This window comes from Micromonospora wenchangensis, from assembly GCF_002210435.1.
Lineage (GTDB): Bacteria > Actinomycetota > Actinomycetes > Mycobacteriales > Micromonosporaceae > Micromonospora > Micromonospora wenchangensis.
Window position 1 is genome coordinate 32,720 of sequence record NZ_MZMV01000048.1, and the last position, 21,980, is coordinate 54,699.

The 21,980-nt window shown below is 74.5% G+C and carries 23 protein-coding genes; 14 read left to right on the forward strand and 9 right to left on the reverse strand.

The window, feature by feature from the left end; translation table 11 throughout:
- Window positions 1-99 precede the first annotated feature (99 nt).
- The 3 genes from B5D80_RS24080 to B5D80_RS24090 form a co-directional block, all read right to left on the reverse strand.
- On the reverse strand, window positions 100-804 hold the full coding sequence (locus tag B5D80_RS24080; protein WP_088646208.1) for a histidine phosphatase family protein: 705 nt from the start codon (window positions 802-804) through the stop codon (window positions 100-102).
- Between the two features lie 80 nt (window positions 805-884).
- The gene (locus B5D80_RS24085; RefSeq protein ID WP_088646209.1) at window positions 885-1,721 is read right to left on the reverse strand and encodes an undecaprenyl-diphosphate phosphatase; all 837 of its coding nucleotides are present in this window, start codon (window positions 1,719-1,721) and stop codon (window positions 885-887) included.
- Window positions 1,718-2,770: an LLM class F420-dependent oxidoreductase gene (locus B5D80_RS24090; RefSeq protein WP_088646210.1), complete on the reverse strand. Its 1,053-nt coding sequence runs from the start codon at window positions 2,768-2,770 to the stop codon at window positions 1,718-1,720. Before B5D80_RS24090 ends, B5D80_RS24085 begins: the two co-directional genes overlap by 4 nt.
- Window positions 2,771-3,048: 278 nt before the next feature.
- On the opposite strand from B5D80_RS24090, the gene B5D80_RS24095 reads away from it, so the two are divergent.
- From B5D80_RS24095 to B5D80_RS24115, 6 genes are all read left to right on the forward strand, one after another.
- Window positions 3,049-4,020, forward strand: a complete 972-nt coding sequence (locus B5D80_RS24095; RefSeq protein WP_088646211.1) for an aldo/keto reductase — start codon at window positions 3,049-3,051, stop codon at window positions 4,018-4,020.
- Window positions 4,021-4,354: 334 nt separating this feature from the next.
- On the forward strand, window positions 4,355-4,477 hold the full coding sequence (locus tag B5D80_RS34895) for a hypothetical protein (protein ID WP_255470009.1): 123 nt from the start codon (window positions 4,355-4,357) through the stop codon (window positions 4,475-4,477).
- A gap of 69 nt (window positions 4,478-4,546) precedes the next feature.
- Window positions 4,547-5,650, forward strand: a complete 1,104-nt coding sequence (locus tag B5D80_RS24100) for a ThiF family adenylyltransferase (protein ID WP_088646212.1) — start codon at window positions 4,547-4,549, stop codon at window positions 5,648-5,650.
- The gene (locus tag B5D80_RS24105) at window positions 5,647-6,861 is read left to right on the forward strand and encodes a PqqD family protein (RefSeq protein ID WP_088646213.1); all 1,215 of its coding nucleotides are present in this window, start codon (window positions 5,647-5,649) and stop codon (window positions 6,859-6,861) included. The genes B5D80_RS24100 and B5D80_RS24105 overlap by 4 nt, the downstream gene beginning before the upstream one ends.
- A complete protein-coding gene (locus B5D80_RS24110; RefSeq protein WP_088646214.1) occupies window positions 6,858-7,427 on the forward strand; it encodes a thioredoxin-like domain-containing protein in 570 nt (189 codons plus the stop codon). Before B5D80_RS24105 ends, B5D80_RS24110 begins: the two co-directional genes overlap by 4 nt.
- Before the next feature lie 75 nt (window positions 7,428-7,502).
- Entirely contained in the window at window positions 7,503-7,694 is a 192-nt protein-coding gene (locus B5D80_RS24115; RefSeq protein WP_088646215.1) for a DUF5703 family protein, read from the forward strand.
- Between the two features lie 112 nt (window positions 7,695-7,806).
- Here the strand turns inward: B5D80_RS24115 and B5D80_RS24120 are convergent, their stop codons facing one another.
- Complete coding sequence (locus B5D80_RS24120; RefSeq protein WP_088646216.1) at window positions 7,807-8,469, reverse strand: hypothetical protein; 663 nt, start codon at window positions 8,467-8,469, stop codon at window positions 7,807-7,809.
- Between the two features lie 46 nt (window positions 8,470-8,515).
- Window positions 8,516-9,844, reverse strand: a complete 1,329-nt coding sequence (locus B5D80_RS24125; protein ID WP_088646217.1) for a M20/M25/M40 family metallo-hydrolase — start codon at window positions 9,842-9,844, stop codon at window positions 8,516-8,518.
- 211 nt (window positions 9,845-10,055) lie between these two features.
- Between B5D80_RS24125 and B5D80_RS24130 the strand changes: the two genes are divergently transcribed.
- From B5D80_RS24130 to B5D80_RS24140, 3 genes are all read left to right on the forward strand, one after another.
- Complete coding sequence (locus B5D80_RS24130; RefSeq protein ID WP_088646218.1) at window positions 10,056-10,676, forward strand: hemerythrin domain-containing protein; 621 nt, start codon at window positions 10,056-10,058, stop codon at window positions 10,674-10,676.
- A gap of 85 nt (window positions 10,677-10,761) precedes the next feature.
- Window positions 10,762-11,760, forward strand: a complete 999-nt coding sequence (locus B5D80_RS24135; RefSeq protein WP_088646219.1) for a LysR family transcriptional regulator — start codon at window positions 10,762-10,764, stop codon at window positions 11,758-11,760.
- A 19-nt stretch (window positions 11,761-11,779) separates the two neighbouring features.
- On the forward strand, window positions 11,780-12,016 hold the full coding sequence (locus B5D80_RS24140) for a hypothetical protein (protein WP_088646220.1): 237 nt from the start codon (window positions 11,780-11,782) through the stop codon (window positions 12,014-12,016).
- Window positions 12,017-12,107: 91 nt separating this feature from the next.
- On the opposite strand, the gene B5D80_RS24145 is transcribed toward B5D80_RS24140, so the two are convergent.
- The 3 genes from B5D80_RS24145 to B5D80_RS24150 are packed head-to-tail and all read right to left on the reverse strand — an operon-like array spanning window position 12,108 to window position 15,182.
- Window positions 12,108-12,458, reverse strand: a complete 351-nt coding sequence (locus tag B5D80_RS24145; RefSeq protein WP_088646221.1) for a DUF3140 domain-containing protein — start codon at window positions 12,456-12,458, stop codon at window positions 12,108-12,110.
- The gene (locus B5D80_RS33735) at window positions 12,458-12,616 is read right to left on the reverse strand and encodes a hypothetical protein (RefSeq protein WP_169733098.1); all 159 of its coding nucleotides are present in this window, start codon (window positions 12,614-12,616) and stop codon (window positions 12,458-12,460) included. The genes B5D80_RS24145 and B5D80_RS33735 overlap by 1 nt, the downstream gene beginning before the upstream one ends.
- Before the next feature lie 13 nt (window positions 12,617-12,629).
- Window positions 12,630-15,182 (reverse strand): ATP-dependent Clp protease ATP-binding subunit, encoded by a 2,553-nt coding sequence (locus B5D80_RS24150; protein ID WP_088646222.1) that lies wholly within the window; start codon window positions 15,180-15,182, stop codon window positions 12,630-12,632.
- 121 nt (window positions 15,183-15,303) lie between these two features.
- Here B5D80_RS24150 and B5D80_RS24155 point away from each other — a divergent pair, with 121 nt between their 5' ends.
- The 5 genes from B5D80_RS24155 to B5D80_RS24175 all read left to right on the forward strand — a co-directional run bounded on the left by B5D80_RS24155 (window position 15,304) and on the right by B5D80_RS24175 (window position 20,570).
- Window positions 15,304-15,681, forward strand: coding sequence for a hypothetical protein (locus B5D80_RS24155; protein WP_088646223.1), 378 nt, complete (start codon window positions 15,304-15,306; stop codon window positions 15,679-15,681).
- Between the two features lie 212 nt (window positions 15,682-15,893).
- Complete coding sequence (locus B5D80_RS24160; protein ID WP_088646224.1) at window positions 15,894-16,154, forward strand: hypothetical protein; 261 nt, start codon at window positions 15,894-15,896, stop codon at window positions 16,152-16,154.
- 9 nt (window positions 16,155-16,163) lie between these two features.
- Window positions 16,164-17,237: a hypothetical protein gene (locus B5D80_RS24165; protein WP_245854944.1), complete on the forward strand. Its 1,074-nt coding sequence runs from the start codon at window positions 16,164-16,166 to the stop codon at window positions 17,235-17,237.
- Entirely contained in the window at window positions 17,230-19,914 is a 2,685-nt protein-coding gene (locus B5D80_RS24170; protein ID WP_088646229.1) for an FtsK/SpoIIIE domain-containing protein, read from the forward strand. Before B5D80_RS24165 ends, B5D80_RS24170 begins: the two co-directional genes overlap by 8 nt.
- Complete coding sequence (locus B5D80_RS24175; protein WP_088646225.1) at window positions 19,911-20,570, forward strand: hypothetical protein; 660 nt, start codon at window positions 19,911-19,913, stop codon at window positions 20,568-20,570. Before B5D80_RS24170 ends, B5D80_RS24175 begins: the two co-directional genes overlap by 4 nt.
- 59 nt (window positions 20,571-20,629) lie before the next feature.
- Here the strand turns inward: B5D80_RS24175 and B5D80_RS24180 are convergent, their stop codons facing one another.
- A complete protein-coding gene (locus B5D80_RS24180) occupies window positions 20,630-21,901 on the reverse strand; it encodes a cupin domain-containing protein (protein ID WP_088646226.1) in 1,272 nt (423 codons plus the stop codon).
- Window positions 21,902-21,980: the final 79 nt, after the last annotated feature.

Below are 21,980 nucleotides of genomic sequence, written 5' to 3' on the forward strand. Positions count from 1 at the left end.
CGGAGCGTGGAACGGTCGCGCAAGGCACCGACGTCGAATCAGCCGAGGGCGAAACGGCGCGGCCCGCGCCCGGCGGCCGACGGCCCCAGGCTGGCCGGTTCAGCCGGTGGCCCCCGCGCCCCCGCCGACGGCCGCGTCGGAGTCGGCCGGCCGGGTCGCCCGACGCCGGCGCTTGGCCGGTGGCGGCACCAGGGAGGCCAGGTCACCGCCGGTGTCGTTGAGCCGGACCAGGAACGGCCGCAGCGGGGTGTAGCGGATCGCGGTGACCGAGGCCGGGTCGGCGACGATGCGTTGGAACAGGTCGAGGTGCATCCCGAGGGCGTCGGCGACGATGGCCTTGATCACATCGCCGTGGCTACATGCCAGCCAGACCGCCTCCGGTCCGTGCTCGGCGGTGATCCGGGCGTCCCAGGCGCGGACCGCGGCGACCGCGCGGGCCGACATCTGCGCCATCGACTCCCCCTCGGGGAAGACCGCGGCGCTGGGGTGCTGCTGCACCACCGGCCAGAGCTTCTCCTTGGCCAGCTTCTTCAGCGGCTGGCCCTCCCAGGCACCGTAGCCGCACTCGATCAGCCCCTCCTCGACCACCGGGGTGGCCTGCGGAAGGGCCAGCTCCAAGGTCTGCCGGCAGCGGATCAGCGGGCTGGTCACCACCGCCGAAAGCGGCAGGCCGCGCAGCCGCTGGCCGACCGCGTCCGCCTGGGCCCGCCCGGTGTCGTCCAGCTCGACCGGTTGGCGGCCGGCCAGCCCACCGTCGGCGTTCGCGGTCGTCCGGCCGTGTCGCAGAAGCAGAAGGGTCGCCACGCCACCACCCTAGGGGCAGCCGGACCGCAGCCGGCCCCCGACACCGGAGGTGGTGCCGGGGGCCGCGGGTCGACGTGGGGTCAGGTGGCGCTGATCGTGCCGGTGAGCAGCAGCGCCAGCACCAGGGTGCCGAGCGCCACCCGGTAGAGCACGAAGACGTACAGGGTGTGGTGCGCCACGTAGCGCAGCAGCCAGGCGATGGCCGCGTAGCCGATGCCGAACGCGATGATCGTGGCGACCACCATCTGCGCCAGCGAGGGCACCGAGGTGCCCGGGGCGGCCGGCTCGAAGACGTCCCCGACGCTGAAGATGCCGGACATCACCACCGCCGGGATGGCCAGCAGGAACGAGTACCGGGCGGCGGCCTCCCGGGTCAGGTTGAGCAGCAGGCCGGCGGTGAGCGTGCCGCCGGAGCGGGACACCCCGGGGACCAGCGCCATCGCCTGGGCGAAGCCCATCACGATGCCGTCGCGCATCCGGAAGTTCACCAGGGTGCGGGTCTGCCGCCCCCAGTACTCGGCGAAGGCCAGCACGAAGGCGAACACGATCAGCGTGGTGGAGACCACCCACAGGTTGCGGCCGGCGGTGCGGATCTGGTCCTTGAACAGGAAACCGAACAGCCCGATCGGGATCGAGCCGACGATCACGTACCAGCCCATCCGGTAGTCGAGGCTGGAACGCACCGAGCGGTCCCGCAACCCCACCAGCCAGGTACGGGTGATCCGCCAGATGTCCTTGGCGAAGTAGATGAGCACGGCCGCCTCGGTGCCCAACTGGGTGACCGCGGTGAAGGACGCGCCCGCGTCCCGGTCGAAGAAGATCGCCGAGGTGATCCGCAGATGCCCCGACGAACTCACCGGAAGGAACTCGGTGAGCCCCTGGACGATGCCCAGGACGATGGCCTCGACCCAGGTCACTCGCCGACTCCCGAGAGGTCGAGGGCCTCGGCGACGGTGCGCAGGGTCTGCACGCCGCTGTCCCGGTCGGCCACGAACAGGGTGACCGACAGGGTGGTCACCCCGGCGGCCGCGTACTCCCGCATCCGCTCGGCGATGCGTTCCTTGGGGCCGAGCAGCGAGGTCCGGTCGATGAACTCCATCGGCACCGCCGCCGCCGCGTCGCGCTGCCGCTTGGCCAGGTAGAGGTCCTGCACCTCGCGGGCGGCGTCGGCGTAGCCCATCCGGGTGGCGAGCTGGTTGTAGAAGTTCTGCTGCCGGCTGCCCATGCCGCCGACGTAGAGGGCGGCGTACCAGCGGACCAGTTCGGCGCAGGTGGCCACGTCGTCGCCGACCACCACCGGCACCGAGGGCACCACGTCGAACCCGGCCAGTTCCCTGCCGGCCTTCGCCCGTCCGGCGCTGACGGAGGAGAGCTGCTCGTCGGCGAACTCGGGGGCGTAGAACACGGCCAGCCAGCCGTCGGCGATCTCCCCGGCCAACTCCAGGTTCTTCGGGCCGACGGCGGCCAGGTAGATCGGGATGTGGTCGCGCGGCGGGTGGAAGCCCAGCCGCAGCGCCTTGCCGGGGCCGTCGGGCAGCGGCAGGGTGTAGTGCTCGCCGGCGTAGGCGACCTCCTTGCGGGCCACCGCCAGCTTGACGATGTCGACGTACTCGCGGGTGCGGGCGAGCGGCTTGCCGAACCGGACGCCGTGCCAACCCTCGGAGACCTGCGGCCCGGAGACGCCCAGGCCGAGCCGGAACCGGCCGCCGGAGAGCGCGTCGATGGTGGCCGCGGTCATCGCGGTCATCGCCGGGGTACGGGCGGGGATCTGCATCACCGCGCTGCCCACGTCGATCCGTTCGGTCTGCCCGGCCATCCAGGCGAGCATGCTCGGGGAGTCCGAGCCGTACGCCTCCGCCGCCCACACCACCGAGTAGCCGAGGCGGTCCGCTTCCTGGGCGAGCGCCAGGTGGTCCGCCGGCGTACTCCACGCTGTCTGATATCCGAGGCTGAGCCCGAGTCGCACTGATCCTCCCCATCCCGCACCACAGGTCGCATCAGGTTACGCAATGCCCCGGGGCCCGCCGCCCACCGGCTCGCCACCGGACGCCGGCCGTCCGGACCCCGGACGGGCCACGGCGGTCGGACCGGGAGGGGGCGGGTGGACAGCCAGCGACCGGACCGGCGCATCCGGTGCACACCGTGGCGTCGCGGGCGGCGGTGACGGTCGGATCGGCGACGCGACAGGCAGAGATGCCGGGAGCGAGGATATCGGTTGCGCCGCGTTCGAAATAAGGTTCACCCATGCAACAGCGACCGCTCGGCCGAAGCGGGCTGGCGGTTTCCCGGCTCGCGCTCGGCACCATGACCTGGGGCCGGGACACCGACGCCGACGACGCGGCGGCCCAGCTGAAGAGTTTCCTCGACGCGGGGGGCAACCTGGTCGACACCGCCGACGTGTTCGCCGACGGCGACGCCGAGTCGGTGCTCGGGTCGCTGCTGGGCACCCTGGTCCCCCGCGAGGACGTGCTGATCGCCACGAAGGCGGGGCTGCGGCCGGGCAGCGGCCGTCGGCGGGACGGCTCGCGCGGGCACCTGCTGCGTACGCTGGACGCCTCGTTGCGCCGGCTCGGCACCGACCACGTCGACCTGTGGCAGGTGCACGGCTACGACCCGGACACCCCGCTGGAGGAGACGCTGGCGGCGCTGGACCACGCGGTCGCCTCGGGCCGGGTCCGCTACGTCGGGGTGTCGAACTTCTCCGGCTGGCAGACCGCCCGCGCCGCCGCCTGGCAGGCGGCCTGGCCGGGGCGGGCCCCGGTGGTCGCCGCCCAGGTGGAGTACTCGCTGCTGGAGCGGGGGGTGGAGCGGGAGGTGCTGCCGGCCTGCGCCGCGTTGGGCCTGGGCGTGCTGCCGTGGTCTCCGCTGGGGCGGGGGGTGCTGACCGGCAAGTACCGCAACGGCCGGCCGGCGGACTCGCGGGCGGCCTCGGCCCACTTCGAGGCGTTCGTCGCCACCTACCTGGAGCCGCGCTGCTCCAGCATCGTCGAGGCGGTGAGCATCGCCGCCGGCGGGTTGGGCGTGTCGCCGCTGGAGGTGGCGCTGGCCTGGATCAGGGACCGGCCGGGGGTGACCGCGCCGGTGCTGGGCGCCCGCACGGTGGGGCAGTTGCTCGGCGCGTTGCAGGTGGAGCGGATGACCCTGCCGGAGGAGATCACCACGGCGCTGGACGACGTGTCCGCCGTGCCGGTCGGCTACCCGGAGCGCGAGGGCTGAGCCCACCGCCGGCGCACAAGGTGGCGGACCGGACCAAAAGCACACCGGTGCGTGTCAATTCCACCGATCGTCCGTTACCAACTGGCACTCCCCCATAATTGGTTCAGGCCGCTTGCGCTGTTCCGTCCGAATAGGCGGCTTCGAACCTCCTGGCGTTGTTGGCCCGGGTTTCGGCGTCCGCTTTTCGGCGGGCCTGTCCGGAAAGCGATTCGAGCCGACGGAAACTGTCCGATCCGGCCGCCGTAAACATTGTGGCGGACCAATGACGGTGCTCTAATGATTGCGGCGTGAGCGACCCCCGCCGCGTCGTTTCTCCCATTTCGTTGGAGGACCCGTGGACCGTAAGACCGACGTCAAGCGCAAGCCCGCCAAGGTCGTCGTGCGCAAGCTCGAGCGGCTCGAGACGACCGTCGCCATCATCAGCGAGCCGGGCTGCCGCAACGACGTCTGCGGCTGACCCACCCCGTTTCGGCCGGGGCGCGGCGTGCCGCGCCCCGGTCGGCCATCTCCAGGAGGTCTTCGCCCGATGCAGCGGCCCCGGATCAAGGGCATCCACAAGCCGGTACGGCTCCACCCGACCCTGATCAACATCGGCGGTCGACAGCTGGGGATCGGCGCGGAGATCGACGACGAGGACGGCAGCCTCTGGGAGCTGCTCCGCCTGATGGACGGCACCCGGACCCGGGCGGAGATCGTCGCCGCGCTGCTCGCCGTACGCCCGGAGATGGCCGCCGAGGACGCCACCGACGCGCTGCAGACGATCATCGACGCCGGGTACGTCGAGGACGCCGCCGCGCCGCCCCCGCCCGAGCTGAGCCCCGCCGAGGTCGACCGGTACGACCGGGCGTTGACGTACCACGCGTGGGTGGACCTCACCCCGCGCACCTCCCGCTACGAGGTGCAGGCCCGGCTCAAGGCGGGCCGGGTGGTGGTGCTGGGGCTCGGCGGCTCCGGTTCGGCGGTGGCCGCCTCCCTGGTGGCCGCCGGGGTCGGCGCGGTGCACTGCGTCGACTTCGACGTGGTCGAGGCGGGCAACCTGACCCGGCAACTGCTCTACACCGAGGACGACATCGGCGCCGCCAAGGTGGACACCGCGGTGGCCCGGCTGCGCCGGATGAACTCCCACGTCACGGTGACCGGCGAGGAGGCCCGGGTCGACTCGACGGCGGACGTGGCGGCGTTGATGCGCGACCGCGACCTGCTGGTGCTCTGCGCCGACCAGCCCCGGCACGCCATCCGGGAGTGGACCAACCGGGCCGCCCTGGCCACCGGTACGGCATGGATGCTCGCCCAGTACGCCGGCCCGATGGCGGTGATCGGCCTGTTCGTGCCCGGTCAGACCTGCTGCGAGGCGTGCCTGCCGAGCGTCACCGACCGGCTGCGCGAGGAGTACGGCACCGAGCCGGAGGAGCTCTTCGGATTCACCGGGCACGCGGTGATCGCCCCCACCGCCAACCTCACCGGGCACCTGGCCGCCCTCGACGTCGTCTACCACCTCGCCGGCATCCCGACGACCACCCGGGGCCGGATGTTCCACCTGAGCCTGACCGACCTGACCTACCACTACGTGGTCGAGCCCCGGCCGGGCGCGAAGTGCGACACCTGCGGCTGGTTCCAGGAGGAACGGTGACCGTGCTCGGGTTGGACAGCCGCCCCGCGGTGGCGCACCTGGTGGTCCGCCAGGAGGAGGACGACGAGTACGTCGTCGGCGACCTGGCCAGCGGGAACTTCGTGGTGGTGCCCGAGGTGGGGGCGCGGCTGGTCGCGCTGTTGGCGGCCGGCCGCAGCATCGCCGAGGCCGCCGACGAGGTGGAACGCGAGACCGGTGAGCCGGTCGACGCGCTGGACTTCGTCGAGGTGCTCGTCGAGGCGGGCATCATCCGGCCGCAGTCCGACGGCGGGCCGCCCCCGGCGCAGGCCCGCCCCTGGTCGGTGTCCCGCATCCCGGCCCGGCTGGTCCGGCCGCTGTTCGGCCGGGTGGCCTGGACGGTGTACGTCGGCGCGCTGGTCGCCACGCTGGTGATGTTCGTCGCCGAACCGTCCCTGCTGCCGACCTACGAGGACACCTTCATCTTCCCGGACGTGGTGCTCAGCCTGCTGATCACCAACGTCACGGTGGCCCTGCTCACGGTGGTGCACGAGGCGTGGCACGCGTTCGCCGGGGCGGCCGTCGGCGTCCGGTCGCAACTGCGGCTGGAACGCCGGGGGATCTTCCCGGTGCTGGAGACCGACCTGACCGGGCTCTGGGCGCTGCCGCCGGAACGCCGCTACGGCCCCTTCCTCGCCGGCATGGCCATCGACGGGATCCTGCTGTTCGCCGCCGTCGCGCCACGTTTCGCCTGGTCGCGGGGCTGGCTGGAACTGCCGCCGGAAATGGTGCGGTTCCTGGCCATGGTGGTGTTCAGCCAGGCCGTGAAGCTGGCCTTCCAGACGCTTGCCTACCTGCGCACCGACATGTACCTGGTGATGGCCACGGCGACCGGCTGCCGCAACCTGCACGAGGTGACCCGGCTCAGCCTCAAGAAATGGGTCCGCCGGCTGACCCCGGCCGAACGTGCCGTGCTGCGCGACGCGCACGCCCGGGATCTGCGGGTGTCCCGCTGGTACCGGTTGTTGTATCTCGCCGGGGTCATCTGGATGGTCTGGTTCGCCATCCATTTTCTGCTACCGGGGGCGAAAGTGACACTGGGGTGGGCCGCGGGAGTGCTGACCGGCGCACCGTTCGGCAGTGCCTACTGGTGGGAGGGAATTGCGTTGGCCGCATTTGCCTCACTGAACGTGCTGCTTCCGGTCGGGGTGATCGTGCGTAATCGTTACCGCGCCGGAAGGTTGGCCACGTGAACCGCAGATGGCTCGGCCCGGTGGTCAGTGTGGTGGTCACCGTGCTCAGTGTGGCGACCATGTCCAGCCTCGGGGTGGGGGTGCTGGTCGGCCTGGTCGGCGGGGACACCGCGCTGCCCTGCGACCGGCTGCCCGGCACGGCGCAACCGTTCGAGGGCAACCGGCACATCGCGTACGAGGGGGCGCCGCACGAGCCGTACCGGACGCTGCCCCCCACGTCGGGACCGCACTCGCCCCGGGTCGTCGTGCCCGGCGTCTACCGCGACGCGGTGCCCGAGGAACTCCAGGTGCACGCCCTGGAACACGGGCACGTGCTGGTGCAGTACGCCCCGGACGTTCCGCCCGGCGACGTCGAGAAGCTGGAGCGGATCGGCCGCCGCCATCCCCGGGACGTGGTGGTGGCCCCCTACCCGGCGCTGGGCCACGGCCTCGGGTTGACCGCCTGGCAGCGGCTGGACCGGCTGGACTCCCTCGACGAGCGGGCGGTCGAGGAGTTCGTCGAACGGCTCGCCGGCCGCTACGACCACTCCTGGCAGCACGGGGCGACCGACTGCGCGGCGGTCTGACCGGCGGTGCCGGGGTGGCGCGGCGCACCGGGCAAAGGGTGGCGCGGGCCCGCCCGGCTGGGCAGCATAGGTGCCATGGACTACGAATACGCGCCACTGCGGTTGCCGCCGAACGTCGACCGGTTGACCGCCGCGGCGCAGCTGGCGATCCAGGCGGAGTTCTCCGGGTGGGAGTTGGCCCGGGTGCAGCTGTTCCGGGACGGCACCCGCAAGGTGGTGTTGCGCCGCCGCCGGGTCAACCAACCCCAACCGGGCCTGTCCTACTGACCGCGGCGGCGGCACCGGCCGTCACCAACGGAGCAGCCGGGCGGCCCGGGGCCGCCGGCCGGCCCGCGCCGGTCGACCCCGGTGGTGCCCGCCGGGCGACCCCGGCCGCCGCCTAGTGCTGGTGCCCGGCGTGGTCGTGGTCGTCCTCGTCGAGGAACGGGTGCTCGTCGAGCCGGCCCACCAGCCGGTCGTCGGCGGCCGGGGTGAACGGGCCGACCGGGTCGTCGTCGTCGAACGACTCCAGGTCGACCGGGGTGCCGACCTCGCTGACCATCACGACCCCGTCCAGCGGCTCCAGCTCCGGCACGTCCAGGGCGGACAGCGATCCGTCGCCGCTCTGCAACAGCTCCAGCACCGCCTCGCCGACCCCCTCGACCGGTGCCGGCTCGTCGTCCTCGGGGGTGCCCTCGCGGCGGGCCACCTCGGCGACCCGCAGCAGCGCCGAGACGCTGGGCACCCGGTAGTCGCGGCGCTGGCGCACCGAGATCACCTGCGGGTGCGGGTCGGTGGCCTCGCTGTCCCCGGCCGCCCCGCCGAACCGCTCGTCGGCCTCGTCCGGATCGATCGACTCGACGTCCCAGGGCGTGACCTCGCCGAACGCGTCGAGCAGCTGCTCGTCGTAGGCGAAGGAGGCGTTGTTCAACGCCACGTACGCCTGCCACACGTCGTCGTCGTCGATCCGACCCTGCGCGGCCCGCACGGCCGTCAGGTGGGCGCGGGCCGCGTCGATCACGCGTTCCAGGGCGGCGTCCAGCTCACCGTGCTGGTCGGTCATGAGGCTGTCCCTTCGAGACATGGGGGGAGGTGCGGCACCGGTGCGGTCAGCAGTTGCGGAGGAACCGGTCGAGCACCCGCACGCCGAACTGTAGTCCGTCCACCGGTACCCGCTCGTCGATGCCGTGGAACAACGCCGAGAAGTTGAGATCCGCCGGCAGCCGCAGCGGGGCGAAACCGAAGCACCGCATCCCGAGCTGCGCGAACGCCTTGGCGTCGGTGCCGCCGGAGAGCATGTACGGCACCGGCCGGGCCCCCGGGTCCTCGGCCCGCAACGCCGCCGACATCGCATCGACCAGGTCGCCGTCGAAGGTCGTCTCCAGGGCGGGCTGGCGCTGGATGTACTCGATCTCGATGTCCGGGCCGACCAGCTCACGCAGTTGCCGTTCCAGCAGCTCGGACTGGCCGGGCAGGCTGCGGCAGTCGATGGTGGCGGTGGCCCGGCCGGGGATGACGTTGTCCTTGTAGCCGGCGGCCAGCCGGGTCGGGTTGGCGGTGCTGCGGACGGTCGCGCCGATGATGTTGGCGATCGGGCCGAGCTTGGCGATGGCGGTCTCCGGGTCGTCCGGGTCCAGCTCGACGCCGAGCACGTCGGACAGCTCGGTCAGGAACGCCCGGACGGTCGGGGTGACGGTGAGCGGGAACCGGTGCCGCCCGATCCGGGCCACCGCCTCGGCCAGCGCGGTGACCGCGTTGTCGTCGTGGACGAACGAGCCGTGCCCGGGGCGGCCCTTGGCGTGCAGCCGCATCCAGTCCAGCCCCTTCTCGGCCGTCTCGATCAGGTAGAGCCGCTGGGCGTCGCTGATCGAGTAGGAGAAGCCGCCGACCTCGCCGACCGCCTCGGTGCAGCCGTCGAAGAGGTCCCGGTGCTGCTGGACGAGGAAGTGCGCGCCGTAGTCGCTGCCCGCCTCCTCGTCGGCGGTGTAGGCCAGCACGATGTCGCGGGGCGGGCGGACGCCGGTGCGCTGCCAGTGCCGTACCACCGCCAGCACCATCGCGTCGAAGTCCTTCATGTCGATCGCGCCCCGGCCCCACAGGTAGCCGTCGCGGACCTCCCCGGAGAACGGGTGCACCGACCACTCGTCGGCGTCGGCGGGCACCACGTCCAGGTGGCCGTGCACGAGCAGAGCGTCGCGCCCGGGGTCCGTGCCGGGGATACGGGCGATCAGGTTGGCCCGGCCCGGCGCGGACTCGTGGATCTCGGCGGCCACGCCGACCTCGGCGAGCTTCTCCGCGACGTACTCGGCGGCCCGGCGCTCGCCCGCGCTGGTGTCGTTGTCGCCGGTGTTGGTGGTGTCGATGCGCAGCAGGTCACGGCAGAGGTCGACGACCTCGACGGTGGGGTCGGGCGCGGCGGAGGCGGCATCGCTCGTCATCGCCTCTTTCTACCAGTCGCCGGCCCGGCCGCGAACGGCCCGGCCGCCCCGGCGGCGGCCACCCGGGACCACCCGCCGGACGGCGGGGCCGCACGCGGCACGGACGCCGCCCCGGTTTGCCGATCACCGGGTACGGGTACCGGCGCTGGCGTCCCCGTTCCGCCAGTCGCACCGGCCGGCGACCCGCGCCGGCCCCGCCGAGGAGGACGTCATGTCCGCCGTTCCCCTGCCACCGCTGCCGCCCTCCGCCGACGACGCCTACCGTCCGGGTGGGCGGAGCATGGCCGACCTCGCCGACACCGAGCACCGGCAGCTGCTCGCCCTGGTCGACGAGGTCACCGACGCCACGGTGGCGCCCGGCCGGCGGCGGGAGGTGCTCCAGGTGCTCACCGCCATGGTGTCGCGGCACCTGTCGGCCGAGGAGCAGTACCTGCTGCCCACGGTCCGCGCGGCGCTGCCCGACGCGACCGCCCGGGTGGACGAGGAGATCGCGGCGGACGCGGCGCTGCTGACCGCGCTGAAGGCCCTCGGCGGGCCGGACGACCCGACGCTTGCCGACGTCGCCGCCCGGGTGCGTCGGCACGTCGCCGCGGTGGCCGAGCTGGTCACCCCGCTGCGCGAGGTGGCCTCCGACGCGGAGCTGATCCGGCTGGGCAACCGGTGGGAGATCGCCGAGGAGGCGGCGCCGACCCGGCCGCATCCGGGCACCCCGGCGACCCCGCCGTGGAACCGGATCGTCGAACCGGCCGTCGGAGTGGTGGACAAGCTGCGCGACGCGGTGACCGGGCGGCGCACCCAACTGGCCGACCTGAACCGCCGTCCGCGGCAGTGATCGTCCGGCCCCGATCCGTCAGGTTCACCGGCCCGGTTCGGTCCGGGCCCTTCCGTCTATCGACGTGTGGCCATACCGTCACCATATGAATCTGGAGCTGCGTCACCTCCGGGTGGTCTGCGCTATCGCCGAGACGGGCAGCGTGACGAAGGCCGCGTCCACCCTCGGCCTGGCCCAGCCGGCCCTGACCGCCCAGCTTCAGCGCATCGAGCGGGCGCTGGGCGGTCCGCTGTTCGAACGCGACAGGCGGGGTGCCCGGCCGACCGCGCTGGGCGAGCTGGTGCTGTCCCGGGCCCGGGTGCTGCTGCCGGCGATGAAGGGCCTGCAGGACGAGGCGGCCCGGCTGGCGGGGGCCGACGACGCCCTCGGCCGGTACCGGTTCGGCGGGGTGAACAGCCCGATCCTGGGCCGGCTGGTGCACCGGCTCGCCGCCGAGCAGCCGCACGCGCAGATCACCACGTACGCGTCGTGGTCGGCCGACGAGCTGGCCGCCCTGGTCGCCGGTGGCCGGCTGGACTTCGCGCTGACCGGCGTGTGCGGCGACGCCACCCCACCTGCGGAGTTCGGCCTGGCCTGGCGGGAGGTGGCGGTCGATCCGGTGCTGGTGCTGCTGCCGTCCGCCCACCCGTTGGCCGACCGTGACGAGGTCGGCCTGGCCGACCTGCGCCACGAGCAGTGGGTGGCCGCGCCGGGCGACGGCTGCTTCGGCGACTGCTTCGCCGCCGCCTGCGCCCGCGCCGGGTTCACCCCCCGCAAGGTGTACGAGACCGACGTGCGCGGCTGCATGGACCTGGTCGACGCCGGGGAGGCGGTGGCGTTGTGCCAGGCCACCTTCCGCCCGGTCGCCGGGTTGGTGACCCGGCGGCTGGCCGGCACCCCGCTGCGCTGGCGGCTGCTGCTCGGCTGGCACCCGGAGTCCCCGGCGGCCCGGGTCGCGGAGGCGGTGCTGGACGACGCGGTCGCCGCGTACACCGACTCGCTGGCCGCGCACCCGGACTACCTGGCCTGGCTGCTGCGGCATCCCGAGTTCGGGGCCCGGGACACCGGCACGGCCCGCCCGGCCCCACGGGTGCGAACGGCGTGACGACGGGTATCAGCCCTGCATGACCGATCTCTATCCGGCCGCCGACCAGCGGGAGCTGCTGCGTCGGGCGGCCAGCGCGCACACCGCCGCCGCCCGCGACGTCGAGACGTTCCTGCGCCGGCTGCCCGAGGTGCCCGACCCGGCCGACATCACCGAGTACGCGACGCTGCTCAGCCGGGAGGAGCAGACCCGCACCGAGCGGCAGGACGCCGCCGACGCCGCCGGCCTGCGACTGCCCAGCCTGGAGTCCGAGTAGCCCCACCGACGTGCCGGGCACCCGGGACGGCGTCCCGGGTGCCCACGCCGTGCCGGTCCGGGTGCGGTGCCGGTCCGGGCCCGGTCGGCAGTCAGCGTTCGACGAGGACGTCGTGGCCCAGGTCGAGCAGGGCGTGCCGCCACTCGTCGTCGGCGTTGCCGTCGCCGGGCTTCTCGTCCACCAGCGACCGGATCCGGTCGATCGCCGCCCGCATCACCGCGACGTCGGCCGGGGTGAGGTCGACCTTGCGCTTGCGCAGCACCGCCAGGATCTGCCGGCCGGGCTCGGGCAGGTCGAGGTCCGGGTCGGGGCCGAACGCCTCCTCGCCCGACCCCCGGGTCAGCAGCCACTGCCGCAGTTGTTCGGAGGGGACGTTCACTTCGGCGTGGAAGTCCTCCCAGATCAGCTCGACCTCGGGGTCGAGTCGCTGTTCGCGTGCCATCACGCCTCCTCTTCCGGTGGCCCGGGTGGTGCCGGGTCGCCGTCGTCGGTCCACTGCCCCGGGCCCTCCGGCGGCACCTGGACCCGGGCCGGGTTCGCCGTCGGGGGCGCGAGGATGGGTGCGGTCTGCTCGGCGTACTCCTGCTCGGGTTCGGTCATCGCGGCCCTCCGGTCATCGCGGATGCGAGGTGCTGGCGGGGGTGTGGTCCCGGTCGCCGGCGGACACGTCGAAGGCGAGCGCGCCGTCGCGCGCGTCGACGGTGACCCGCTGGCCCGGGGAGAGCTGGTTCTCCAGCAGCATCCGGGACAGCCGGTTGTCCACCTCCCGCTGGATCACCCGGCGCAGCGGCCGGGCCCCGAACTCCGGCTGGTAGCCGTGCTCGGCCAGCCAGTCGGTGCCGGCCGGGGTGACGTCGACCTGGATGTCCTGGGCGTGCAGCCGGCGGCGGGTCTCCTCCAGCAGCAGCCCGGTGATCTGGCGTAGCTGCTCGGCCTCCAGCCGCTGGAAGATGATCGTCTCGTCGATCCGGTTGAGGAACTCCGGGCGGAAGTTCTCCTGGAGCCGGCGCATCAGCCGCTCGCGCAGCTCGTCGGCCTCCTGCTGGCCGCCCTGCGCGCCGACGCCGAACCCGACCGTCCGCTGGGCGCCGGTGATCAGCTCCGAGCCCAGGTTGCTCGTCATGATCAGCACGGTGTTCTTGAAGTTGACCGTGCGGCCCTGGCTGTCGGTGAGCCGGCCGTCGTCGAGCACCTGGAGCAGGATGTTGAACACGTCCGGGTGGGCCTTCTCGATCTCGTCGAGCAGCACCACCGCGTACGGGCGGCGGCGGACCGCCTCGGTGAGCTGGCCGGCCTCCTCGTAGCCGACGTAGCCGGGGGGCGCGCCGACCAGCCGGGCCACCGTGTGCCGTTCCTGGAACTCGCTCATGTCCACCCGGACCATCCGGTCGGCCTCGCCGAACAGCGCCTCGGCCAGGGCGCGGGCCAGTTCGGTCTTGCCGACGCCGGTCGGTCCGAGGAACAGGAAGCTGCCCATCGGCCGGTTCGGATCGGCCAGCCCGGTACGGGAGCGGCGGACCGCCTCGGCGATGGCGCTGACCGCGTCGTCCTGGCCGATCACCTTCTGGTGCAGCTGCCCCTCCAGGCGCAGCAGCCGGTCCCGTTCCTCCTCGGTGAGCTGGCTGATCGGGATGCCGGTGGACCGGGAGACCACCTCGGCGATCTCGGTGGTGCCGACCGACGGGACCTGGGTGTCCCCGCCGTCGCCCCGGGCCCGGCCGATCTGCGCCTCCAGCTCGGCGAGCCGGTCGCGCAGCGCGGACGCCTTCTCGTACTGCTCGTCGGCGACCGCCTGTTCCTTGTCCCGGCGGACGTCCTCCAGCTGCTGTTCCAGCTCCCGCACGTCGGAGGCGGGGGTGCGGGTGCGCAGCCGGACCCGCGCGCCGGCCTGGTCGATCAGGTCGATCGCCTTGTCCGGCAGGAACCGGTCGGTGACGTACCGGTCGGACAGTTCGGCGGCGGCGACCAGCGCCTCGTCGGTGAACCGGACCTGGTGGTGGGCCTCGTAGCGGTCCCGCAGGCCGCGCAGGATGGCCACGGTGTCCTCGACGCCGGGCTCGGGCACCAGCACCGGCTGGAACCGGCGGGCCAGGGCGGCGTCCTTCTCGATGCTGCGCCGGTACTCGTCCAGCGTGGTCGCCCCGATCACCCGCAGCTCGCCCCGGGCCAGGGCCGGTTTGAGCATGTTGGACGCGTCCATGCCACCCTCGCTACCGGCGCCGCCCGCACCGACCAGGGTGTGGATCTCGTCCAGGAAGATGATCAGCTCGTCCCGGTGGGCCCGGATCTCGTCGATGACCTTCTTGAGCCGCTCCTCGAAGTCGCCCCGGTAGCGGGTGCCGGCGACCAGGCCGGCCAGGTCGAGTTGGACGACCCGCTTGCCGAGCAGCGTCTGCGGCACGTCGCCGTCGCAGATCCGCTCGGCCAGGCCCTCCACGATGGCGGTCTTGCCGACGCCGGCCTCGCCGATGAGCACCGGGTTGTTCTTGGTCCGCCGGGACAGGATCTCGACCGCCTGTTCGATCTCGTCGGCGCGGCCGATCACCGGGTCGATCTGGTCGTTGCGGGCCAGGTCGGTGAGGTCCTGGCCGTACTGGTCGAGGGTGGGCGTGCCCCGGTCCGGTTTCGGGCCGGCCATCGGTCCGCGTTCGGCCCCGGCCGCCTGCAACGACTCGGGCTGGATCCGGCCGGCGGCGAGCATCCGGCCGGCGGGCGACTCGGGGTTGAGCGGCAACGCCATCAGGATGTGCTCGGGGCCGATGTAGTTCGCCCCCATCGCCCGGGAGAGCTGGTGGGCGTCGAGCAACGCCCGTTTCGCCGCCGGGGTGAGGGAGAGGTTCGGCGGCACCTCGCCGCGCGGTGCGCCGTCGGCCCGGCCGCCGAGCGCGTTGACCAGGGCGTCCGGGTCGGCGCCGGCACGGCGTACCAGGTCGCGTAGCGGTTCGCGCTGCAACGCCGCCCAGAGCAGGTGGTCGGTGTCGAGGTCGGTGCTGTGCTTCTGGGCGGCCCGCCGGGCGGCGTCGGCCAGCATCTCCCGGGCGTCGGCGGTCATCAGCCGGGTGATGTCGACCCGATGGGCCGGCCGGCGTCCGCCCTCACCCCGGCCGAAGTACCGGGCCAGGAACTCGTCCCACGGGTCGGAGCCGAAGTCACCGGGTCCCATCATGTCTGTCCTCCGCTCCTCGGGCGCGACCGGGCCGCCGAGGGCGACACGCAGGCGCGACACGATCGCCGGTGGCTACCCGACGGTCGCCCCGACAAACGCCGGCAGGTGGCAGGGTGGGGGTATGGACACCCATCCGCTGCTGATCGTCGACGGTGCGAACGTGGTCGGTTCCCGGCCGGACGGCTGGTGGCACGACCGGGCCGGTGCGGCGGCCCGGCTGCGCGACCGGCTGGTCCCGGTGGCCGACACCGGCGTACCACCGGAGCTGCCGGCGCCCGTCGAGGTGGTGCTGGTGGTGGAGGGCGCGGCCCGCGACGTGCCGGGCGTGGCCGGGGTACGCACCGTCGCGGCCCCCGGTTCCGGCGACGACACCATCGTCGACCTGGTCCGCGCGGCGGCGGACCGGCGGCGGCTGGTGGTCACCGCCGACCGGGAGCTGCGCGGCCGGGTGGGCGAGCTGGGCGCCGAGGTGTACGGCCCACGCTGGTTGCCCTCCTGACCCCCGTCCGCCGCACGGACGGGTGGCGCGGCACCCCGCCGGAGCGGTCCCGTCGACGGGATTCGGTGTCCCGCTACCGGGACGGGGTCGGCGGCTTCCCGCACGTCAGGGCGGTAACCGGACGACGGGGCGGCAACACCGCCAGGGCGGATGTTCTCTCCCCGTCGGGTATACGTTGTAATGGAGATCTCCCCGCCCCCAGGAGGTCACCCGTGGCGAGCGTCGCCGAGCTGAAGGCCGCGATCGACATCGCCCTCCAACAGATCGGTGACGGGCAGAGCGCCGTCCAGGCCGCCGGGGAGAAGCTCGCCGAGGCGCAGCAGACCCTCGCCGGGGCGCTGGAGGGCAGCGGGCACGAGACCGTCGAGGCCGCCCAGGCCTCCCTCACCCAGGCCGGCCAGGAGCTGGAGGAATGTCTCGCCGCGACGCTCGTCGCGGTGGAACAGGCGCAGCTCTACGTGTCGTCGCTGTAGCGGGGCGTCGTGTCGATCGTCGAGGACGTCGGAGCCCAGGTACGGGCCGCCGCCGAGGAGTTCCCCCTGGCCCAGCTCGCCCTGGCCCTGGAGAAGTTCGGCCAGGCCACCGAACGGCTGCGCTGGGTACGCCAGGAGTCGGCCAACCCGATGGGGGTGCCGGAACTCGCCGCCGCCACCGAACACGCCGAGTCGGCCGGACACGCCCTGCGGGTCGCCCAGGAACAGCTCACCGGCTACCTGGCCGCCATCGGGCTGGCCCCCGACGGCCCACCCCCGCCCCGCGCCGACGGCCCCGCGCCACGCCACGACGGTCCCCGGGGCGACACCACCGCACCGCCGGCCGCCCCGGCACCGGCCGCCGACGAGGACCCGACGGTCAAGCGGTGGTGGGCGGTCCGGGTCGCCGAGCTGACCGGCGGCCGGGAGGGCCCGCCCGAGCAGCCCGACGAGCTGGTCGCCGACTCCCGGGAACTGCTGCACCGGGTCGTCGCCGGCATCCGCTCCGGCGACCGGGACCGGCTGCACCGGGAGCTACGGGCCGCGCACGCCGACGTCGGCCTCGGACTGGCCGCGATCGCCCCGCCGCTGCTGCGCGACCTCGCCGGGGAACTGCTCGGGCATCCGCCCCGCGCCGACGACCTGCCCCGGCTGCGCCGGGAACTGGACGGCCGGGTCCGCGACCTGCTGCCCGGCCTGCCACCACCGGTGCTGCACACCCTGCTCACCCGGGTCTGCCGGATGCCCCCGCCCCGCCGGGGCGAGGACGGGCAGGAGCAGCCGCACGCCGCCGACCCGGCCGTCACCGCCGGGGTGCTGACCGGCGTGCTGCTGGCCCGGCTCGGCCGCGACCTGCCCCGCGAGGACCACGACCCGCAGCGGGAGCCGACGCCGCAGCGGGCACCGGAACCCGACCGGTCGCCGCCCCGCCCGCCCGCCGACCGGCGCACCGGGCCGCACCCGCCGCGGCGTCCCGAGCCGACCCCGCACCGCCGGCCCGAGCCGACGCCCCCGCCGCCGCCCGCCGGGTCGGCCCCGCCCCGCCCGAGGAGCCCGTGGGCGGACGGTGGGCCCCGTGGCTGATCTGCGGGCCCAACTGGCGACGCGGGTACGCGGAATGCTCTCCGAGGCGCTCGGCGTCACCCGTACCCGGGTCGCCACGGCCGAGTCGGAGCTGGCCGCCGCCCGGGACCGGCTCGCCCGGGTCCGACGGGCCGCCGCCGGCGTGCCGGAGCGGGTCGGCGTCGAACGCGACAGGCGGCTGGTCGAGATCGACAAACGGCACGCCGCGCGGCTCGCCGAACTCGCCCACCGGGCCGCCGAGGCGGCCCGCCGGGAGGCCCCCGGCGCAGCCAGCGCCCCCTGGTCCCACTGGCGGGTCACCCCGGCCGGACGCGGCGAGAGCCCCGGCCCGCTGCGGGTCGGCACCCTGCGGGTCGCCGACGCCGAACCGGTCCCGGCGCTGGTGCCGCTGCTCGACGCCGGTCACGTACAGCTGCACGGCGACGACCGGGCGGGTGCCGAGGCGGTGGTGTCGGCGCTGCTGCTGCGCGGTGTCGGCCGGACCGACCCGGGCACGGTCCGGCTCTACGGGTACGACCCCGAACACCTCGGCGGCGGGCTCGCCGGCTTCGCCCCGCTGGGCACCGCCGGGCTGCTGACCTTCGTCGGGCCGGGCGGGTTGGCCCGGCTCCTCGACGACCTCGTCGAGCAGATCCGCCGGATCAACGAGACGGTGCTGGCAGGTGAGTACGGCTCGCTGCGGGCCCTGGCCGCGGCCACCGGCCGGCGGCCCGAGCCGTGGCGGGTCGCGGTGCTGCTGGGCGGGGACGAGCTGTCCCGGCACGAGCGCGGCCAGCTCGACCGGGTGGTGCGCACCGGCGCGGCCTGCGGGGTGCACCTGGTGGTACGCGGCATCGACCTGCCCGACGACCCCAGTCTGACCCGGGTCCGCACCGACGCGGACGGGACCCGGATCGGCACCCCGCCCGGTCCCCCGGTACGCCTCGACCCGCCCCCGCCGGCCACCCTGGTCACCGAGACCTGCCGCGAGATCGCCGCCCGGGTCAACGCCGGCCCGCCGCCGACGCCCTTCACCGACCTGCTGCCGCCGCCGGAGCAGATGTGGAAGGAGGACTCGGCACACGGGCTGACCGCCCCGATCGGCGAGGGCCCGCACGGGCGGCCGGTGCTGCTGACCCTCGGCGACTATCCCCCGCACGCGCTGATCGGCGGGCCGTCGGGCACCGGCAAGACCAACCTCATCTTCGCCTGGATCGGCGCGCTCGCCGCCCGCTACTCCCCCGCCGAGCTGGAGTTCTATCTGCTCGACTTCAAGGAGGGGGTGTCCTTCGCCCGGTTCGCCCAGGGCCGGCGCGACCCGAGCTGGCTGCCGCACATGCGGCTGGTCGGCATCAACGTCAACACCGACCGGGAGTTCGGCCTGGCGCTGCTGCGGTTCCTCGCCGAGGAGCTGCGCCGGCGGGCCGACGCGGCCAAGAAACACGAGGTCACCAAGCTGTCCGAGCTGCGGGCGGTGGACCCGGCCGGGCACTGGCCCCGGATCGTCGCGGTGGTCGACGAGTTCCAGGCGCTGCTCGCCGGCCGGGACGTGGTGGCCCGGGAGGCCGCCGACCTGCTGGAGGACCTCGCCCGGCGGGGCCGCTCGCAGGGCATCCACCTGGTGCTCGCCTCACAGGACGTCCGGGGCATCGAGGCGCTGTGGGGCCGGCCCGCGCTGGTCGCCCAGTTCACCCTGCGGATCGCGCTGCCCAAGGCGCTGCGCATCCTGGCCGAACGCAACGACGCCGCACAGGCGCTGCCCCGCTACCACGCGGTGGTCAACGCCGAGTCGGGCCTGACCGAGGGCAACGAGGTGGCCCGCATCCCGTCGGCCAGCGACTGGGAGACGTGGAGCGAGTTGCAGCACCGGCTGTGGCGGATGCGGCCGGCCGACGCCGCCCCGGCGCGGCTCTTCGACGGTGACGCCATCCCCCGCCTCACCGAGGCCCCCGACTTCCGGGCCCTCACCCCACCGCCGGGCGACGCCGCGCCGCGCGGCCCGGTGGCCGTGCTCGGGGAGATCATCGACGTGCAGTCCCGGTCGGCGGCGCTGCGGCTGCCCCGGGCGCCCGGCCGTAACCTGGCGGTCCTCGGCACCCGGGTCGACGAGGCGTGCGCGGTGCTCGACGCCGCCGCCCGCTCGCTGGCCCGGCAGCACCGCCCCGGCACCGCCCGGTTCTCCATCGCCTGCCTCGACCCGGACGCCGACCCGGCGGCCCGCGCCCTCTACGAGGACCTCGCCGACGACGCCGCCTGGTACGACGAGGAGACCGTCGCCGAGCTGATGGCCGAGACGGCCACCGCGCTGACCCGCCCCGGCACCCCGGGCACCCCGCACTACCTGCTGCTGTTCGCCGTCGACGCGGCGGCCGGGGCGCTGGCGACCGGCTCGCCCGGCTCGACCGGCCTGGACCGGCTGCGCCGCATCCTGCACGACGGGCCGGAACGGCGTACCCACGTGCTGGCCTGGTGGCGCGGGGTGGCCCGGATGCGGGCCGACCTGGGCGGGCCGGCCGCCCGCACCGACCAGATCGGCGCCTGGGTGGCCCTGGACGTGCAGGGCGGCGAGCTGGGCTCGGCGCTCTACCCGGGCTCCGGCGGGCCGGACTGGTACCCGCGTCCGTGGCGGGGGCTGTTCTTCGACCGGGCGGTGCACCGCACCGGACAGGTGATCATCCCTTATGGTCCGTCCCGATGAACGAACCGGTCCCCAGTGACACCTACGCCACGCACGTGCGCCGGCTCGCCGAGCTGACCGGCCGGGTGGCCGCCCAGCGGGCCGAGGCGCAGGCCTGGCACGACCAGCAGTGCGCCGCCGCCGAGCGGGCCGTCGCGCAGGCCACCGCCCAGCTCCACGAAGCCGAGCAGGAGGTCGTCGACGCCCGGTCGATGCTGGAGCGGGTCGACGCCGAGGTGGGGCACCTCTGGGCCGAGCTGCGGTCCCGGCTGGGCAGCCGGCGGCCGGGCGACCCGCCGGGGCCGGCCCGGGACGTCGCCGGTGACCCGGTGCCGCTGCTGCGCGGGGTACGCGAACTGCTGGACCGGGCCGGCCAGCGCGGTGAACTGCCGGGATCGGTGAACCCGCTGCTCGCCCTGTGCGGGGTGGCCGGCGCGGTCGTCGCGTACGCCCTGGGGGCCGCCGCCCGCGCGGTGGGCCACCGCTACGGCGGTGACCTGGCGGTGGGTATGCCGGTGCTGGCGCTGGTGGTGACGTTGCTCGGCCCGGTGGCCGGGCTGGCCCCGGCGAAACGGTTGGCGGACCGCCGGCACGCCCTGCTCGGCCCCCGCCCGCTGGCGATCGTGCTGGCCGCCGGGGTGCTGACCACGGTGCTGCTGCTCGTGTCGGCCCGCTGACCGTCCCGGGTGTCGCCCGGGACGGTCAGCCTGGCTCACGCCCGTACGGCCACAGCGAATCACGCCGGTACGGCGACCGCCTCGCGCAGCAGCCGGCGGGCCAGCACCAGCCGGTCGGCGTCGTCGTCCAGGCCGGGCAGGTCGCCCACCCGCAGCCCGGTGGAGCCGAGCAGGGCGCGCAGGGCCGGCGCACACTGCTCGGGCAGGGTGACGGTGCGGTCGACCAACCGCAGCGCCATCCGGCCGTCGGTGGTCGGGGTGAGCTGCCAGCGCAGGCCCGGGCGGGGGGCGATCCGGCTGTCGGCGGTGAGCGCGGTGAGCGCGGCGGCCTGCGCCAACGGCCGGATCGGGGCCGGACGGGCGGCCGGCCAGGCCCGGCCACGCAGCCGGGCGGCCACCGCGGCCGGGTCGGCCCGCAGCAGCCAGTCGCGCAGCGCCTCCACCGTCTCGGTCAGCTCCGGCTCGATGGCGTCCGGGTCGGCGACGTCGGTGCCGAACGGCAGCCCGGCCCGCAGCCGGGGGTCCTCGGCGGCCAGCGCCAGCAACTCCTCCACCAGGGCGTACCGGGTCAACGCGCGGATGCCGACGGTCAGGTGCAGCGAGCTGGTCTCCTGCGCCTGGGCGCTGTGCAGCCAGCCGCGCGGCAGGTAGAGCGCGTCGCCCGGTTCGAGGACCACGTCCAGCGCCGCCGGCCCGTCGGCGGTGGCGGACACCTCGTCGGCCCGGCCGCCCCAGGGCTGCCTCTCCAGTGGGTCGGTGAGCACCGGCGGGTGGATCCGCCAGTGCTTGCGGCCGTCGACCTGGAGCACGAAGACGTCGTGCGTGTCGTAGTGGGTGGCGAAGCCCTGGTTGCCCGGCGGGGTGAGGTAGGCGTTGACCTGCAACGGTTGCGTCAGGGCGGTGCCGAGGTCACGGGCGAAGTCGATCAGGGCGGGCCAGAGCCGGTGCAGCCCCTGCAGCACCAGGGTCGCGCCGCCGGCGTAGAGCTCCAGGACCCGTTCGTCGAGGACCTGGTCGCCGATCTCCGCGCCCGCGCCGCCGCCGCCGGTGAACCGGGCCGCCGGCACCAACTGGCCGTCGCGGGCCACCCGCAGGAACGGGGTACGCAGCCCGCGCCGGCTGAGCAGCTCGTCGGCGTCGGCCGGGCTGAGCAGATCGGTGAACCCGTCGGGGTTGGGCAGCTCGGCGGCCCGCGACAACAGCGGCGCGCGGCCCCAGTGGGCGGCGGCGAACTTGGCCGGTTCGACGCTGACGCAGCGCTCCAGCGCCCGCGTCGCGGCCGACGGGACCGCCGGGCGGCCGTGGCCGCCCGGCGGGTCGATGGTCGTCATGGGTGTCGGTCAGCGGGCGCTGCCGTCGGCGCCACCGTCGTGCTGACCGGGCGTCGCGCCACCGTCGGCCGGACCCTCC

Coding starts and splice junctions, on each gene's coding strand:
- B5D80_RS24095 (WP_088646211.1), top strand. CDS start 3,049: ATGCAACAGCGACCGCTCGGCCGAAGCGGGCTGGCGGTTTCCCGGCTC.
- B5D80_RS24100 (WP_088646212.1), top strand. CDS start 4,547: ATGCAGCGGCCCCGGATCAAGGGCATCCACAAGCCGGTACGGCTCCAC.
- B5D80_RS24115 (WP_088646215.1), top strand. CDS start 7,503: ATGGACTACGAATACGCGCCACTGCGGTTGCCGCCGAACGTCGACCGG.
- B5D80_RS24120 (WP_088646216.1), bottom strand. CDS start 8,469: ATGACCGACCAGCACGGTGAGCTGGACGCCGCCCTGGAACGCGTGATC.
- B5D80_RS24125 (WP_088646217.1), bottom strand. CDS start 9,844: ATGACGAGCGATGCCGCCTCCGCCGCGCCCGACCCCACCGTCGAGGTC.
- B5D80_RS24130 (WP_088646218.1), top strand. CDS start 10,056: ATGTCCGCCGTTCCCCTGCCACCGCTGCCGCCCTCCGCCGACGACGCC.
- B5D80_RS24135 (WP_088646219.1), top strand. CDS start 10,762: ATGAATCTGGAGCTGCGTCACCTCCGGGTGGTCTGCGCTATCGCCGAG.
- B5D80_RS24140 (WP_088646220.1), top strand. CDS start 11,780: ATGACCGATCTCTATCCGGCCGCCGACCAGCGGGAGCTGCTGCGTCGG.
- B5D80_RS24145 (WP_088646221.1), bottom strand. CDS start 12,458: ATGGCACGCGAACAGCGACTCGACCCCGAGGTCGAGCTGATCTGGGAG.
- B5D80_RS33735 (WP_169733098.1), bottom strand. CDS start 12,616: ATGACCGAACCCGAGCAGGAGTACGCCGAGCAGACCGCACCCATCCTC.
- B5D80_RS24150 (WP_088646222.1), bottom strand. CDS start 15,182: ATGATGGGACCCGGTGACTTCGGCTCCGACCCGTGGGACGAGTTCCTG.
- B5D80_RS24155 (WP_088646223.1), top strand. CDS start 15,304: ATGGACACCCATCCGCTGCTGATCGTCGACGGTGCGAACGTGGTCGGT.
- B5D80_RS24175 (WP_088646225.1), top strand. CDS start 19,911: ATGAACGAACCGGTCCCCAGTGACACCTACGCCACGCACGTGCGCCGG.
- B5D80_RS24180 (WP_088646226.1), bottom strand. CDS start 21,901: ATGACGACCATCGACCCGCCGGGCGGCCACGGCCGCCCGGCGGTCCCG.